The sequence below is a fragment of the Nonomuraea basaltis genome, assembly GCF_005893125.1.
Taxonomy (GTDB): Bacteria; Actinomycetota; Actinomycetes; order Streptosporangiales; family Streptosporangiaceae; genus Nonomuraea; species Nonomuraea basaltis.
Genome location: NZ_VCJS01000181.1, coordinates 12,361 through 25,670, shown reverse-complemented (window position 1 = coordinate 25,670; position 13,310 = coordinate 12,361). Strand labels below are relative to the sequence as shown.

The following is a 13,310-nucleotide window of genomic DNA, read 5'->3' as shown; positions in this document are numbered from 1 at the left end:
CCCCCCACCCTATGGTCCGCCCGATTCCGGGTGGGCCACCCTCACCGAAAGGACCGTGCAATGGCCCGCATCAACGCGGACGGCACGATCGACAAGGACGCTGGTTGTCCCGAAGGTGCCGCTGGCACCAGCTTCCACGGCGCGATGATCCGCACGACGGTGAACGCCCTTCGCGAGGTGTTCGGTGAGCCGGACTACTCCGACCCCGAAGCCTCGGAAAAGGTCAGCGCCGACTGGACCATCAACTCGCCGTTCGGCGTTTTCACCATCTACGACTGGAAGGAGTACGAAGCTCCCGCCTTCGCCAACCCCGACGCCGTGTACGACTTTCACCTGGGGGAGCACGGCCGGGGCACCGCTGGCAAGGCGCTCGCCCTGGTGGTCGGTCGGCTCGCAACCGACCACCGCCTGGAGCTGGAGGCAGGGCAGTGATCCGGCTGAGCATCCACTATCTCCATGACTCTGAGGGCCGCATCATCCGACAGGAGGACGGCGCGCGGTCGGCCGAGTGGACGGTCATGAAGGGCTTGAAGTTCCTCCAGCCGTGCGCCGTGGTCGTCGCCCTCAACAAGGCCATCCAGTCAGGTCTGGAGGGCCAGGACGACCGCGCCTACATGGCGTCGCTCGTCAGCGACGAACCGAAGGTGCTCGTCCAGTGGCGGTCCGGGCGTACCGACCGCGTTCCGATCAGCGACCTGAATGTAAGGCAAGCGCAACTGCTAGCGGTAGAGCTGGGAGCCGCGTTCGCGATCGGCCAGCACATGCCAGAGGAGGGGAAGCGATGAGCCCCCGCATCCCCAAACGCATGGCCGGATGCCCGGTCCACGGCGGCCTGGCCGTCCCCGAGGTGGCGGCCCGGCACAGCGACGAACGGCGACCACCGCTGTTCGGCATCAACCACCCAGGCCGGGTCAACACCTGCCTGATGGAGAAGCGCTGCGGCGGCTGCGCCCAACCGCTCTCGACCAGGCCCGGCGGCAAATACACGCTGCTGCTGAGGCCCGCGGACTTCACGCGTGGCTACTCCAGCGAACCCGCCTTGCACACCTCCGACTGCGCGCCGTACGCGACCGAGGCGTGCCCGCTGCTCAACGGGCGGATGAGCAGCTACCGCACCACACGCCGCGACCTGGAAGCGGAACGCTGCGGCCAGCCGACGTGCGACTGCCGCCTCTGGACCAACTCCGACGACCACGGGGCGCGGGCCGGCGCGACAGCGTCCCCGTTCTACGCCGCGATCTACCGCGCGGGGGACTACCGGCCGCACTGGGGCGACGTGCGCCAGCACCGCAACGTGCTGCTCGGCGTCGCCGTAGCCGGGGTCGAGCCGCTGTCGATCCGGCTGGTCACCAGAGGCGAGCCATCGTTCCTGGACTTCACGCGCGCCCTGATCATGGACCTTCCCCTCGACTGAAAGGAAGCCGATGCTCCGCATCGCCGACGTGGACCTGCGCGTCATCAACTCCCTCACCAAGTACCCATCCATCCCGACACACCACCGGCTCGACCCGAACGGCAAAGGCAGCCTGCTGGAGGAGCCGACCGTCTTCCCCGGCCCTGTCATCGCGACCGAGAAAGTGGACGGCACCAACGCCCGGATCGTGATGCATCCGAGTGGCTGCTGGTTTATCGGCAGTAGGGACGAATTGCTGACCGCCCGCGGCGACCGCGTCGCCAACCCCTCGCTCGGCATCGTGGAAACCCTCCGCCCGCTCGCCGACCGGATCGCCCGCGACATCGACGCAGGCGAACTCACCGTCTACTACCTGGAGGTATACGGCAGCAAGAAGCTGCCCGCCTGGAAGCAGTACGGACAGGGGGAGAGCGCCTATCGGGTGTTCGACGTCGCCATCATCGACCGTCGCATGCTTGCCTGGGAAATCCAGCGAGTCGCGGCATGGAGAGACGGCGGCGGCCAGGAGTTCCTGCCTGAACGAGACCTCATCGCCTCCGCAGCGATCAACAGCATGCCGCTCACGCCTCGCCTACTCACCATCGACGGCAGCGAGTTGCCCCCAACCGTCGAGGGCATGCGCGCCTTCCTGGAGCCGTTCACGCAGACGCGCGTCGCTACGACTGGCGTGGCGGGCAGCAGCGAGGGCGTCGTCCTCCGCACGCCAGACCGCTCACTGATCACGAAGGCGCGATTCCAGGACTACGACCGCACTCTCAAGCGGCGTGCGGGCCAGCGGTGAAGCACCGGAAAGCTCCCTGCCGAGAATGCCCGTGGCGGCGCGACGCCGAACCGGGCAAGTTCCCCGCCGAACGCTACGAGGTGCTGCGCGGCACCTGCCGTGATGAAGGCGGCGGCAACGCCGGACTGGGCGCTCCGATCTTCGCCTGCCACATGGGCGAGCCGGGCACCGGCGACGACCTCGCGTGCGCCGGATGGCTCGCCGTTGAAGGATGGAACAGCGTCCACGTGCGCATCGCGATCGTCACCGGGCAACTGCCCACGTGCGTTCTCCAGCCGGGGGAGCGCTGGCCCGCACTGTACGGCTCATACGAGGAACTGACAGAAGCGAACGGAGCCCCATCACCATGAGACGTAGCGGAATCTGACGCAAGCGTTTCAGCGTGCTCCACAATGGCCCTCAGAAAGGGAGGACTGTTGAACAAGCAGCAGCTCGTCGAAGCCGTCGCCGCCCGCACAGGAAACAGCCCGAAGGCTGTTGAGGCCACGCTGAACGCCATCACCGCCACGATCACCGAAGCCGTCGTCAAGGGTGACCGCGTCACCCTGGTCGGCTTCGGCGCCTGGCATCTCGGCCACCGCAGCGCCCGCGTCTACCAGAACCCCAACACCAGGGAGCCGGTCCGCAAGCCTGACATGCGTGTGCCGCGCTTCCACCCCGGCAGGCGGTTCGCCGACGCCGTGGGCGAGGAGCCCGGCACGTCGAGCATGGCCGCGTAGCAAGCCTGTGGCGCGGACCGGGAGGTTCGCGCCACAGGCTTTAACGTCAGGCCGTATAGCACTTCGTTGTGATGCTCTTGACGTCCGCGGCGATCTCAGGGACGGTCGTGTGGTAGCTCGGACGACCAGCAGGAGGCGCAATCTCATGCAATCGACTGACGTGATCGTTAGCTTCTATTGCAAGGATCCGGTCTCTACCGGAACCGAGGACTGTCCGACGTTCTACCGGACCAACCGCTCTTCCTGGATCGTGCAGGGTGACAGGCACGACGAGCACGTCAAGGCACAGCTCAGGGGGCTGAAGCCTACTGAGACGTCCGTGGAGATCCCTGAGCGGCTGGTCGACCAGATGGTGGTCATGTACGCGAAGGAGCGCTATGGAGTCGATCTCACCGGAACGTCGCGGCGAACTGATCCGCAGCACGCGCCACTACCTGAAGCTCGAACTGCGTGACAACTACCAGGTCGATCGTGATCTGCTGAGCGCGTGGAGGCGTGATCCCTCGGAAGTGCTGGCTGGTCCCGCGCTCGCTTGGCGGGACCGGGTAGTCCTCGATCTTTCGGAGGGGCGGAGTTGGCGCAGACTACGCGTCGTCTCTGAACCCCTCTCGGAGTACCACAAGTTCGCTTACGAGTTCGCCGGGCCTGGGGTGGAAGCCGGGGAGCAGATGCGTTATCTCCCTCGCCGGCTGACGTCAGCGATCCCTCTGCCCGGCAACGACTGCTTCGTGCTGGATGGCCGGACCGTCATGTTCAACGTCCTCGATGGCGACAACCAACGTGTGGACATCCAGCTCACTACCGACCCTGACGTAGTGAAGTTCTGCACCGATACTTTTGAGACAGCCTGGACGCTGGCAGTCCCCTACGCCGAGTACCACCCGTAGATCTCCACCATGACCGAGCAAGCAGACGCCGCTAAGAAGGCGTTCGGCGTCAGACTCCGCAACCTCCGTCGAGACGCGGGCATGAACGCAAAGCAGCTAGCAGAGAAGCTGCACTGTCATCCGGCGAAGATCACCCGGATCGAGTTGGGGCAGTCCAACGCGTCCGAGGACGACATCCGGGCATGGGCTATCGTCTGCGGAGCCGCACGGTTCATCCCCGAGTTGATCGCGACGCGCCGCGAGATCGCGCTCATGTGGGAGGAACACCGCCAGGCCATGCGCGCCGGGCAGCGCTATATAGCGGCGAGGAGCGATGCCCTGTATGAACGAACCAGGCTGCTCAAGGTCTACGAGTCTGGAGTCGTGCCCGGCATCCTTCAAACACGGGGCTACGTGTACGGGGTCCTCGAAGCCAACGCACGCCTGTACGACCTGCCCACCGACGACCTAGCGGAGGCAACCGAGGCCAGGTTGTCGCGCCAGCAGCTCGTGATCAACGGCCCCAACACCTACGCGTTCGTGCTGGAGGCCGGAGCGCTTAACGCTTCCATGGGCGACGTTGGGGCGATGCGCGAACAGTTCGACTTCCTCATCCGGGTCACCAGGCTGCCCAACGTATCGCTTGGCATCATCCCTCCTGCCACACGCAGGACGCTGTATCCCGGAGAGTGCTTCTACATCTTCGATGACCAGCTCGTGCGCGATGACCTCTGGACTGGGCGTATCCGCACCACCCGGCCCGATGAGATCACCGTCTACCTCAGGGCATTCGAGATGCTCCACTCGATGGCCGTCTACGGAGACCCGGCCCGTGCGCTGATTGAAGAGGCTCGAAGTCGCCTTCCGCAATTTGGCGCAATTTCCTAGCTCCAGCAAGTCTGCCTGCGGGACAGTCGAGACATGCCCCCAGCATCGAACGGTTGGCCACCGGTGGACACGGTCTCGAACTACACATCTGGTGCCATGGCCGACTCGCCGCGTCCTGAGCCGGTGACCAGCGAGGTCCGCTTCGTACCGAAGATCAATCCGAATGTGCCGAATGTGGCCCGGATGTACGACTACTACCTCGGCGGTAAGGACAACTACGGGGCCGACCGGCAGGCAGCGGAGCAGATTCTGAAGACGGTTCCCGAAGTGCGTGCCGCGGCGCGGGCGAACCGGGCATTCCTCGGGCGGGCCGTGCGCCACGTCGCCAAGGCCGGCATCAGGCAGTTCATCGATATCGGCCCGGGACTGCCGACCCAGGAGAACGTACACCAGGTCGCCGCCAAGGTCGCCCCGGGTTCTCAGGTGGTCTACGTGGACAACGACCCGACCGTCCTGGTCCACGCGCGAGCGCTGCTGAAGGATCCGAACGTCATAGCCGTGGAGGGTGACCTCAAGAAGCCCGACGCGATCCTGAACGACCCGGACCTGACGCGGGTGATCGACTTCAGCCGTCCCGTGGCGATGCTACTGGTGGCGATCATGCACTTCATCGCCGAGTCCGAGAGACCTCAGGAGACCATCGCGACCCTGCGCGAGGCCATGGCGCCCGGCAGCTACCTGGTCATGTCCCACGGCACGAGCGATGCCCGCCCCGACGCCGTGGACCACGGCACCGAGGTCTACAGCAAGGCCAACGCCCCCCTCACCCTGCGGAGCAGGGAACGAATCATGGAGCTGTTTGAAGGGTTCGAGCTGGTGGATCCCGGCCTCGTCTGGCTGCCCGAATGGCATGGCGAAGATGTTGACAAGGTCGATTTCCCCGGTGGCCCGGAGTCGTCGCTGATCCTGGGCGGCGTGGGCAGGAGGGTGGGATAGGCGTGTCCGATCCGGCCGCCACGCTGGCGCGCGAGCTATGCCGGGAACCGGACGGCCTCATCATGAACAGGCGCGACCAGTCCGCCGAAGACCGGCACGACGGCGCCGATCCTTCCCCGGCGTCCGCCGTCGTGCTGCCGCGCGTTGAACCTGCGCGGCAGCGGCGACACGACGCCGACCCTGCCGCCGCTCCGGGTCGTGTCGCCGCATCCCTCAAGCGCCCCAGACAGACCTGGGCCCGCTCCGGCGAGATGCCGTTCCGGGCGGGTGAGCTCGCATGAGCGGCTACACAACGATCCCCTACGTGATCGCCTACGCCGACGAGCTGGTGGATGACCCGATCTACTTCGAGTGGCACAACCACGAATACCGCCTGACCTACGGCAAGCCGCGGCCGAGTGACTGGGTGCACGGCATCCTCCGCGGCCGGGTCAAGGACCTGCGCGACAAGCCGGACCGGCGGGGGCCGGAGCGGATGCGGAAGCTGAACACGCGCAGGCAGTGGCGGTGTATGGACAGGCTGCTGTGTCAGGTGTGCGGCTGCCCGGCGACCGATCCGGCGACGGGCTGCATTCCATGGGCGGTGACCAGCACCGTGTTCGAGCAGACCGGACCGTTCGGTGGCCGCACCAACGCGCCGCCTACGTGCTGGCGCTGCATCCCCAAGGCCCTGGAGGAGTGCCCGATGCTCCGCGAGGACTTCGCCGTCTACACCGTGGCCGGCGCCATGAGTGCGGGCGTCCTGGCCGACCTGTACGAGCCCGGCATCATCGCCTATCAGCCAGTCTTGACCAAGCACAACGTCTTCGTCGCCTGGGATGCTCACCGCCACCACGGCGCTGCGCTGGCCGTCGCCCAGGTGGTCGAACTGCATGGCATGAAACCCGTGTCCACCTAGCCAGCCGTGGCTTCGGCTCGCGATGCGCACTTGCGTGCGGGGGCCGGGCCGCTCACCCAGATGCCGCCCCCGCCCGCGGCGTAGGCAACGGGGCAGGCGGCGAATCATCCAGCGATGAGGTTGCCCTTCTCGTCGCGGTGGACGTTCTGTGGCACACCCAGCTTGCGGAAGTAGAGGTTCAGCGCCGTTGTCAGCGTGGTCTGCGCGCCCTGGCCGGTGTAGTCGCAGGAGTGCCAGAGACGGGCGCGCATGATCTTCGCGGTCCGTACGGAAAGCATCAGCAGGTCGGGGTCCTCGCCGGTGCCGTTCTCTCGGCGGTTGCGGCGGTTGCTGTAATCGTGCGGCATCTTCTCCTCGAAGCCGGGATCATTCTCCGGGAAGTCGGTGGGCACGCCGAGGCCGTCGGCGTAGCCGCTGATCGCCGCCTCGACCACGCCTTTCGGCCCCAGCCCGGTCATGTCGCAAGCCACGCGGAGGCGGTCGTCGAGGTGCGCGTGAATGCGTACCGACACGGTCGCCCAGTTCGTTCGTCCTTTGGTACGGCGAGGCTGGCCAGCTCGGGGCGTCTCTTGCCGCGCCGCAGTCGTGCGACGTGACCCGCCTGACCCTCGGCGCAGCTCGGCCGGCGCGGAGTCGTCTGACGTGGTGGTCTTGGGAGCGGCTGCCATGAGGTCCGATCTTCCGGGAGGGGGCGTGACCTCTCCAAGTCAACCGCTTACCGGTGTAATTGCGCAAGCGGACGCGCTTACGCCATCCGGCTCTGCGATCTTCTTAGGAAAGAATCTGGCGCAAGCGAAACTGCTGGCAGCATTATGGGTAGCAAGGCTTGCCGCTTTCGGACCTGCACGAAAGGACCCTCCCTGCATGCCCGACCCGCTATGCATCGGCCCCTGCTGTCAGGAACGCGACAACAACTACACCTCGCCGAGGATGGCCGAACCCGGCCTCGCCATCTGCCGATGGGGTTTGGCGCGGTTGCGGCGCGACATTCAGACCACGCCTGCGCTCCTCGACTGGCTCGCTCACCACATAGCGCCCACCGGCGCGGCAGGGGAGCGGGTGTCCGGGTCGCGTGAGGCGCCCGTGCCTGTGCGCCTGGACATTCTCTGCATGATCCAGGAAGGCGCGGTGCCGTACCGGGGAGACGATGACGACCAGATCGGCCCTCCGTCTATTCCCAGCACGGTGAAAACGTGGGCGTGGCTGCTGTGTGAGCACCGCGGCATCGCCTACCAGGCCCGTGCGACCGTGGCCGAACTGGCCGGCCTGCTCGCACGGCACGCCGAATGGTGTGCCACGCGGCCCTGGATCGACGACATGATGGCCGACTTCGCCCGCCTGCGTCGCTGCGCCCACGGCCTCGCTCCGTGGAGCGTCCACGTCCAGCGGCTCGGCTTGCCGTGTTGGCGATGCGGCGCTCAGGGCACGCTCACCCGGACAGCGGGGGAGTCGTGGATCGAGTGCGACAGCTCCGTGAATGGCTGCGGCTGCCTGTGGAGCTTCGAGGAGCACCAGGCGCTGGCCGCCGCCGCGTCTAGGCGTCTGCCGGTGGGCTGCCCGAACTGCGGGATGCGCAGCCTCCTGCGAGCCAGCCGGATTGTGATCGGATGTGATCGTCGGCTGGACGGCTGCGGCAGGAGGTGGACCCAGTCCGACCTGACCGGGGCTCTGGCCAAAGCGCTAACCCGGGTTCAGGTGGCCGCAGGCGCCGCGCCGTGAACAAGGGAGGACAAGCAAAGGGAACACGATTGCCGCTGGTTAAAGGCGGCGGCGCTGTGCGGACGCTCAGCCGTCGCCGCTTTCGCTCGTGTGCCATCCGGCCCGGTATACGTCTTGCGGCGAACGATTCGGAAGACTGCGAATCAGCGCCACGATGAACCCTGCCGCGATACCGGTAAGCACAACCACCGCAATCGTGAGCGGAACGCGCCAGGCGTGGTCGCCGGTCAGGATAGCGATAACAAGAAGGGCAAACGAAGCCGTCGCCGACAGCGTGCCGGCAGCGGTCTGGAAAGCGCGTTTCACGTTGACTCCCACAGGTGGAATTGGCCCCGTCCCCGATGCCGGTCACACTCTGCCATCGCCGAAATGGCACGTCCAGGGGTATGCTGCGGACATTTCGGGGGTCGATGACGTTCGGTGAGTGAATGGCACATTGGTGCCATGGCACGAATACGCCACGAGAATTGTTTGACGGGGTGGATCTTGGCGCGCTTTTATGGTTTACCTCAGTTGTGACAGCGCCTCTGGCTGTCACCATTCACTCCGTGGACGGCCTCCGGGCGGCCTACTTATCTGGCGAGGAACGATCCAATGACCCTGCCTGAATGCCGGCGAATCGCTGCACGGGTTTTTCTGGTAATCGCCGTTCTCACAATGGCTATCACAGCTGGAACCGCAGCTCGCGCCGACAAGCCCGACGACAACGAGACCCCGGCGCCCATGACTACCACGAGCGTCGAGCCGAGTTCTGAGCCTGCGCCGGCACCGACGCCCGACGCAGAGGAGCAAACGACCGAGACGCCGGAGCCGGAGCTGTCCACACAGCCCAGCAGCACGCCGACGCCCCAGACGGACGACGGTGAACCCGCGCAGACCAACAACCACAGCGGCGGCTGGTGATCGACCGAGCCATGGGGGCGAGTTCGACCGCGACCGCGGCATGGGCGGCCACAGCCGTAGCCCTGCTGTTGGTGGCCATCTCGCCCCACCCGACCTGCCATGATCTGGTGCTGATCGCGATCTGGAGCGCGGGAGTCGCCGTGCCCTTCACGGTGCTAGCTATCCGCTCCAGGAAGGTGGTGGCCGCCGAGCAGGCTCGCGAACTGGCCGCTTGCCACCGCGAACAGCTCACCACGCTCATGGAGCGGAGCCCGCGAACCTGATCAGGTCGGAGGTCGAACCATCGTGGAGGGACTGGCGAACGGGGACGCGACATGTACGAAACGCTCGGCATCAACCAAGGCGAGGAAGCCGTCTACCGGCACGTGCTGACGTACGGCCCGATCGAGCGCGACGTCATCGCCCAGACAACTGGGAATGACGAAGAGACCACAGCAGCGATCCTCGCCGCGTTGGCCTCCAAAGGGCTCGTGTACGGCAGCGATGACGACCTGATTGCCGCCTCCCGCCCGTCTGTCGCGCTGCGCGGCAGACTGGCGGAGCGGCAGCACGCCGTGATCGAGGCGGGAGCCCGGCTGGACGAACTGGACAGGATCTACAACGCCAATGACCGCCACCAGGTGGAGGCCGGCCCGGTCGAACGGCTCGTCGCAGCCGAGCAGGCGAAGGCAGCCTGGAACGACATCGTGACAGGTGCTGTGAAAGAGCTGTGGTCGTTCATCACAGACCCGTACACCGTGATGGCCGACGCCGACAGTGAGGCTGCCGTCGTCGCTCCCCACGACCACCGCACGACGTGCCGCATGCTGATCGAGGAGGCTGTGTTCGCCAACCCCGTCGCACGGAAACGGCTTACCCTGGCTCACAGCTCGGGTTGTGAGCTGCGCACCATCGACCGCCTGCCGCATAAGCTGCTGCTCGACCCCGACCGAATGGCGATGCTGCCCCAAGGGCCGCCAGCGGGGGACTACGCGGGGCTGCCGTGCCTGCTGGTGTACTGGGGGACGCTGCTGGACGCCATCAAGAGCATGTTTCTCGCCGAGTGGGCACGAGGCGTGCCCGTTGTCAGCCGCGAGGGAGAACCGGTGGCTGTCCACCAACCCGACCGGCCCACCGATGAGGAACTGCGCGTGCTGCGGCTGCTGATCGACGGCAGGTCCGACAATTTCATTGCCAGCGAGGTGAAGCGGTCGCACCGGACCGTCCTGCGCCGTATCGAAGTGCTCCATGACAAGGCCGGGACGGTGACGCGGGCCCAGCTCGGAGCTCACGCGGTACGGGTGGGCTGGCTCCGCTAACCGTTCTCGTCCTGGCTTCCAATCAGGCTGCTGTCTTGCACGATGCGCATCTGCGTGATGTGCGACTGGTAGGTGGCCAACACTTGGGCGAGGAGAAACGCCTCCATCCTTGTGGCCTCGTGCGGCTTGACGCCGCGGAGCGACCGGATCTCTGCAATGGACTTGCGCAGCATGGCCTGCCATTCATCTGGAAGCTCCGCGGCCTCGTCCGACAGCTCGATAAGGAGCGGATCGACAGTTGGTTTGCCCTTGAACAGAGTGCGCAGTATGCCCGCTCTGGCGGGCTGCTCTGGCCGGGAGCCGGGTACATGGGCGCGGAAGATCTGGGCCGCCTCGTGCTCGCCGAACTGTTGGAGGTCGTCGGCGGTGACGTTCGATAGCCTGCCTTCGTCGGACAGCACGAGCGCCATGACCGCAATCCGCGGCGGCTTCGACAGCACGGCAGGATCGCCCTTCTCGGCGGCATCCCACGTGTTGCGGCTGAAGGTGCCGCCGGAGATGTGTGCAGCGCGACGGGCTGCCTCGTTGACGGACAGTTGGTCGAGCCGGGTGAGTCGGGCGTCGCGCAGGAACCGCGCGACGGGCGGCAGATCGTCGTCGGTGACCACGGCAGCTCCCTTGTCGGAACGGCGGATTGAACGCAAACCGTCGGTTTTCCTGTAAATGCGCGCGTTAGTTGTCACCGTAGCAGGTGAGAGGCATGCCTGTGCAGACCATCAGTGCGCATGGAGCTCCCACGAGACACGATTCAGACTGTTCAAATCGTGTAAAAGTGTTGACTTGCGCGCAAATATGACTAGATTGAGAAGGTGACCGACCAGCCCACAAAGCAAGATCAAATATCCGTTTTGGATCTTGAAGAGCTCGACTTTCTCACGATCAAAGACGCAGCGGCGCTCATCGGCATCACGCCCCCGACCCTCCGCGGTTACGTCGGCAACGGCGACATCGCCGCGTACCGGATCCACCGCAACTGCGTCCGCATCACCCGCGCCACCGTCGAGCGCTTCAAGAGCGAATACCACCAGACCGTCAAGGCGGAGACGCGGCGGGCCGAGCACCTCACGATCGCGCAGACCGCGCGAGTCCTGCACGTGTCACAGCGAACGGTCATCACCATGATCCAGGACGGTGACCTGACCGCCGTGACCGAAGGCGGCGTCCGCCGCATCGCCCGTAACGAGATCGCCGACTACCTGCTCAGTCGCAAGACCACGTCATCCCACCCGGAAGGGGCATGACCATGCGGCATCCCTCTGACGCAAGCGAAACAGCTTGCGCAATCGCGTCGCGTTTCTCCCGCGCTCTCGGCGTGCTCGCCGACGCCGCGTTCGTCTACCAGCTCGCCCCCAGCGGCCCGGCGTTGCGGCGCACGCTGAGCGACGTCCTGCTGCTGGACCGGGTCGCCCTCGGTGACAGCCACCCGGAAGGGCGGCTCACCAGTCAGCAGGCCGAGCGGTGGGCGAGCGAGGAGGCCCACCGGCTCATCGACGCCGTTCGCGTCAACACGCACGCCATCGAGCGCGTGACGGCAGGCGCGTGATGCACGACCACACCTGGGTCGCCTACGCCGCTGCCCGGCAGGCGTACGGCCACGAAACCCTCTACCGGCTCGCCTGCGCGGGCCGCGCCTTCCCCATCTACCGCAAGGGCGGCTGGTGGTACGACGCCAACCGTCTGATGGCAGCCGCAACGCCCCCCGCCCGCCGGGAGGGACGGTGAGCGTCTACCGCGTCCACTTCGACCACCCCGAGCTGCCCGTACTTGTTCATTCGGCACGAGACGCCAACGAGCTGGCCAACCGCCTCAACGAAGACCTCGCCAGCTACGGCAAGCGCGGCGTCATCCCCGCCGACTGCTCGGCGGCAACGGACCTCACCCAGGGCACCGGCACGGTTTACAACGGTGAGCAGCCAGTGTGCACGTTCGACATCGAGCGGGTCGCCGTATGACCGACCCCAGGCACGCCATCAAGACCCCGAACGGCCGCTACTACCTCGACCCCGCCTCCGAGACTGGCGACCTGCTCGTGTCCGTCACCAACGTCATCTCCGAATGGGACAAGCCCGCCCTCGCGCCCGGCGCCGCGAAGGCCACCGTCAACCACCTGATGGACAACCTGCCCTCCGCCGTGCGCGCCAGCCGCAAACCCGAGCAGCGCGAGGCGTTCATGAAAGACGCCAGAGCCGCTTTCCAAAACCAGTGGGACCGCGCCGCCGACTTCGGAACGCTCGTGCACCGGCTCGCCGACGCCCACCTCACCGGCCGCCAGCTCACCTACTTCACCCGCGAGGAACAGAAGGACCTGGCCGAGGCGCGCGAATTCCTCACCACCTACCTGGAGTGGATCGCCGACTTCGGCATCAACGTCGAGACCGACGTCCACTCCAGCGAAATCACCGTCCTGCACCGAGGCCACCGCTACGCCGGCACCGCCGACCTGTGGGTCAACCTCACCTTCCCCGACGCCGAGTCGAGGCAGCATCCCCGCTACAAGTCCCGCACCTACAAGGACATGACCATCCCCACGCCGTCCGGGCTGTGGCTGGTCGACCTGAAGTCGTCGCGCAACCCGAACAAGTCGCCGTCCGAGGTGTACCGCGACCACCTCGCCCAGCTCGCCGCCCTCCGCTTCGCCGAGGTGGCGCTGCTGCCGGACGACACCGAGATCCCCGTCCCCGAGTTCGTTGGCACGGCCATCCTCAACCTGCGGCCGGGCGGCAAGTACTGCTTCGTCCCCATGACGACCGGCCCCGCCGAGTTCGACGCGTTCCTCCACCTGCGCGCGGTCGCGGCTTACGCGCACGACGACCTCGACATGCGCCGCTTCCGGCCCATCATCCCGCCCGCCCGCCAGTTGGCCGCCGCCAAGAAGGGTGCCGCCTGAT

General features: G+C 66.4%; 24 protein-coding genes. 21 read left to right on the top strand and 3 right to left on the bottom strand.

Annotation, left to right across the window (positions count from 1 at the left end; genetic code table 11):
* Nucleotides 1–60: 60 nt before the first annotated feature.
* From EJK15_RS50865 to EJK15_RS50810, 12 genes are all read left to right on the top strand, one after another.
* Nucleotides 61–432, top strand: coding sequence for a hypothetical protein (locus EJK15_RS50865; RefSeq protein ID WP_138717678.1), 372 nt, complete (start codon nucleotides 61–63; stop codon nucleotides 430–432).
* The gene (locus EJK15_RS50860; RefSeq protein ID WP_138717677.1) at nucleotides 429–785 is read left to right on the top strand and encodes a hypothetical protein; all 357 of its coding nucleotides are present in this window, start codon (nucleotides 429–431) and stop codon (nucleotides 783–785) included. Before EJK15_RS50865 ends, EJK15_RS50860 begins: the two co-directional genes overlap by 4 nt.
* Nucleotides 782–1,414 carry a hypothetical protein gene (locus EJK15_RS50855; RefSeq protein ID WP_138717676.1) on the top strand — a complete coding sequence of 211 codons (633 nt, stop codon included), beginning with the start codon at nucleotides 782–784 and terminating at the stop codon, nucleotides 1,412–1,414. The genes EJK15_RS50860 and EJK15_RS50855 overlap by 4 nt, the downstream gene beginning before the upstream one ends.
* Before the next feature lie 10 nt (nucleotides 1,415–1,424).
* Entirely contained in the window at nucleotides 1,425–2,195 is a 771-nt protein-coding gene (locus tag EJK15_RS50850; protein WP_138717675.1) for an RNA ligase family protein, read from the top strand.
* On the top strand, nucleotides 2,192–2,545 hold the full coding sequence (locus EJK15_RS50845; protein WP_138717674.1) for a DUF6283 family protein: 354 nt from the start codon (nucleotides 2,192–2,194) through the stop codon (nucleotides 2,543–2,545). Before EJK15_RS50850 ends, EJK15_RS50845 begins: the two co-directional genes overlap by 4 nt.
* 66 nt (nucleotides 2,546–2,611) lie before the next feature.
* A complete protein-coding gene (locus EJK15_RS50840; RefSeq protein ID WP_171075008.1) occupies nucleotides 2,612–2,914 on the top strand; it encodes an HU family DNA-binding protein in 303 nt (100 codons plus the stop codon).
* Between the two features lie 145 nt (nucleotides 2,915–3,059).
* Nucleotides 3,060–3,368 (top strand): hypothetical protein, encoded by a 309-nt coding sequence (locus EJK15_RS50835; RefSeq protein ID WP_138717672.1) that lies wholly within the window; start codon nucleotides 3,060–3,062, stop codon nucleotides 3,366–3,368.
* Nucleotides 3,292–3,801 (top strand): DUF6879 family protein, encoded by a 510-nt coding sequence (locus tag EJK15_RS50830; protein WP_138717671.1) that lies wholly within the window; start codon nucleotides 3,292–3,294, stop codon nucleotides 3,799–3,801. The genes EJK15_RS50835 and EJK15_RS50830 overlap by 77 nt, the downstream gene beginning before the upstream one ends.
* A 9-nt stretch (nucleotides 3,802–3,810) precedes the next feature.
* Nucleotides 3,811–4,668 carry a helix-turn-helix domain-containing protein gene (locus tag EJK15_RS50825; protein ID WP_138717670.1) on the top strand — a complete coding sequence of 286 codons (858 nt, stop codon included), beginning with the start codon at nucleotides 3,811–3,813 and terminating at the stop codon, nucleotides 4,666–4,668.
* 63 nt (nucleotides 4,669–4,731) lie between these two features.
* A complete protein-coding gene (locus tag EJK15_RS50820; RefSeq protein ID WP_240777733.1) occupies nucleotides 4,732–5,604 on the top strand; it encodes an SAM-dependent methyltransferase in 873 nt (290 codons plus the stop codon).
* Nucleotides 5,605–5,606: 2 nt separating this feature from the next.
* On the top strand, nucleotides 5,607–5,885 hold the full coding sequence (locus tag EJK15_RS50815; protein ID WP_138717669.1) for a hypothetical protein: 279 nt from the start codon (nucleotides 5,607–5,609) through the stop codon (nucleotides 5,883–5,885).
* Nucleotides 5,882–6,502 carry a hypothetical protein gene (locus EJK15_RS50810; RefSeq protein WP_138717668.1) on the top strand — a complete coding sequence of 207 codons (621 nt, stop codon included), beginning with the start codon at nucleotides 5,882–5,884 and terminating at the stop codon, nucleotides 6,500–6,502. Before EJK15_RS50815 ends, EJK15_RS50810 begins: the two co-directional genes overlap by 4 nt.
* 104 nt (nucleotides 6,503–6,606) lie before the next feature.
* On the opposite strand, the gene EJK15_RS50805 is transcribed toward EJK15_RS50810, so the two are convergent.
* Complete coding sequence (locus EJK15_RS50805) at nucleotides 6,607–7,014, bottom strand: hypothetical protein (protein ID WP_138717667.1); 408 nt, start codon at nucleotides 7,012–7,014, stop codon at nucleotides 6,607–6,609.
* 352 nt (nucleotides 7,015–7,366) lie between these two features.
* Between EJK15_RS50805 and EJK15_RS50800 the strand changes: the two genes are divergently transcribed.
* Entirely contained in the window at nucleotides 7,367–8,221 is an 855-nt protein-coding gene (locus EJK15_RS50800) for a hypothetical protein (RefSeq protein ID WP_138717666.1), read from the top strand.
* A 66-nt stretch (nucleotides 8,222–8,287) separates the two neighbouring features.
* Here EJK15_RS50800 and EJK15_RS50795 read toward each other — a convergent pair whose 3' ends face one another.
* Entirely contained in the window at nucleotides 8,288–8,527 is a 240-nt protein-coding gene (locus tag EJK15_RS50795) for a hypothetical protein (protein ID WP_138717665.1), read from the bottom strand.
* Between the two features lie 417 nt (nucleotides 8,528–8,944).
* Here EJK15_RS50795 and EJK15_RS50790 point away from each other — a divergent pair, with 417 nt between their 5' ends.
* Genes EJK15_RS50790 through EJK15_RS50780 form a run of 3 tightly spaced genes read left to right on the top strand, consistent with a single transcriptional unit; the run spans nucleotide 8,945 to nucleotide 10,422 of the window.
* A complete protein-coding gene (locus EJK15_RS50790) occupies nucleotides 8,945–9,124 on the top strand; it encodes a hypothetical protein (protein WP_171075007.1) in 180 nt (59 codons plus the stop codon).
* A complete protein-coding gene (locus EJK15_RS50785; protein ID WP_138717663.1) occupies nucleotides 9,121–9,387 on the top strand; it encodes a hypothetical protein in 267 nt (88 codons plus the stop codon). The genes EJK15_RS50790 and EJK15_RS50785 overlap by 4 nt, the downstream gene beginning before the upstream one ends.
* Before the next feature lie 51 nt (nucleotides 9,388–9,438).
* Nucleotides 9,439–10,422, top strand: a complete 984-nt coding sequence (locus EJK15_RS50780) for a helix-turn-helix transcriptional regulator (protein ID WP_138717662.1) — start codon at nucleotides 9,439–9,441, stop codon at nucleotides 10,420–10,422.
* On the opposite strand, the gene EJK15_RS50775 is transcribed toward EJK15_RS50780, so the two are convergent.
* Entirely contained in the window at nucleotides 10,419–11,030 is a 612-nt protein-coding gene (locus tag EJK15_RS50775; RefSeq protein WP_138717661.1) for a hypothetical protein, read from the bottom strand. The two genes, EJK15_RS50780 and EJK15_RS50775, sit on opposite strands and share 4 nt — an antisense overlap.
* A gap of 240 nt (nucleotides 11,031–11,270) precedes the next feature.
* Here EJK15_RS50775 and EJK15_RS50770 point away from each other — a divergent pair, with 240 nt between their 5' ends.
* The 5 genes from EJK15_RS50770 (at nucleotide 11,271) to EJK15_RS50750 (ending at nucleotide 13,309) form a co-directional block, all read left to right on the top strand.
* Nucleotides 11,271–11,663: a helix-turn-helix domain-containing protein gene (locus tag EJK15_RS50770; RefSeq protein ID WP_138717660.1), complete on the top strand. Its 393-nt coding sequence runs from the start codon at nucleotides 11,271–11,273 to the stop codon at nucleotides 11,661–11,663.
* 71 nt (nucleotides 11,664–11,734) lie between these two features.
* Nucleotides 11,735–11,965, top strand: a complete 231-nt coding sequence (locus EJK15_RS50765; RefSeq protein ID WP_138717659.1) for a hypothetical protein — start codon at nucleotides 11,735–11,737, stop codon at nucleotides 11,963–11,965.
* Nucleotides 11,965–12,144: a hypothetical protein gene (locus EJK15_RS50760; protein WP_138717658.1), complete on the top strand. Its 180-nt coding sequence runs from the start codon at nucleotides 11,965–11,967 to the stop codon at nucleotides 12,142–12,144. Before EJK15_RS50765 ends, EJK15_RS50760 begins: the two co-directional genes overlap by 1 nt.
* The gene (locus tag EJK15_RS50755) at nucleotides 12,141–12,374 is read left to right on the top strand and encodes a hypothetical protein (RefSeq protein ID WP_138717657.1); all 234 of its coding nucleotides are present in this window, start codon (nucleotides 12,141–12,143) and stop codon (nucleotides 12,372–12,374) included. The genes EJK15_RS50760 and EJK15_RS50755 overlap by 4 nt, the downstream gene beginning before the upstream one ends.
* Nucleotides 12,371–13,309, top strand: a complete 939-nt coding sequence (locus tag EJK15_RS50750) for a PD-(D/E)XK nuclease family protein (RefSeq protein WP_138717656.1) — start codon at nucleotides 12,371–12,373, stop codon at nucleotides 13,307–13,309. Before EJK15_RS50755 ends, EJK15_RS50750 begins: the two co-directional genes overlap by 4 nt.
* Nucleotide 13,310: the final 1 nt, after the last annotated feature.

Bases quoted from the DNA above. Each gene is read 5' to 3' on its own strand.
- EJK15_RS50865 (WP_138717678.1), top strand. From the start codon at position 61: ATGGCCCGCATCAACGCGGACGGCACGATCGACAAGGACGCTGGTTGT.
- EJK15_RS50855 (WP_138717676.1), top strand. From the start codon at position 782: ATGAGCCCCCGCATCCCCAAACGCATGGCCGGATGCCCGGTCCACGGC.
- EJK15_RS50850 (WP_138717675.1), top strand. From the start codon at position 1,425: ATGCTCCGCATCGCCGACGTGGACCTGCGCGTCATCAACTCCCTCACC.
- EJK15_RS50835 (WP_138717672.1), top strand. From the start codon at position 3,060: ATGCAATCGACTGACGTGATCGTTAGCTTCTATTGCAAGGATCCGGTC.
- EJK15_RS50830 (WP_138717671.1), top strand. From the start codon at position 3,292: ATGGAGTCGATCTCACCGGAACGTCGCGGCGAACTGATCCGCAGCACG.
- EJK15_RS50825 (WP_138717670.1), top strand. From the start codon at position 3,811: ATGACCGAGCAAGCAGACGCCGCTAAGAAGGCGTTCGGCGTCAGACTC.
- EJK15_RS50810 (WP_138717668.1), top strand. From the start codon at position 5,882: ATGAGCGGCTACACAACGATCCCCTACGTGATCGCCTACGCCGACGAG.
- EJK15_RS50800 (WP_138717666.1), top strand. From the start codon at position 7,367: ATGCCCGACCCGCTATGCATCGGCCCCTGCTGTCAGGAACGCGACAAC.
- EJK15_RS50790 (WP_171075007.1), top strand. From the start codon at position 8,945: ATGACTACCACGAGCGTCGAGCCGAGTTCTGAGCCTGCGCCGGCACCG.
- EJK15_RS50780 (WP_138717662.1), top strand. From the start codon at position 9,439: ATGTACGAAACGCTCGGCATCAACCAAGGCGAGGAAGCCGTCTACCGG.
- EJK15_RS50760 (WP_138717658.1), top strand. From the start codon at position 11,965: ATGCACGACCACACCTGGGTCGCCTACGCCGCTGCCCGGCAGGCGTAC.
- EJK15_RS50750 (WP_138717656.1), top strand. From the start codon at position 12,371: ATGACCGACCCCAGGCACGCCATCAAGACCCCGAACGGCCGCTACTAC.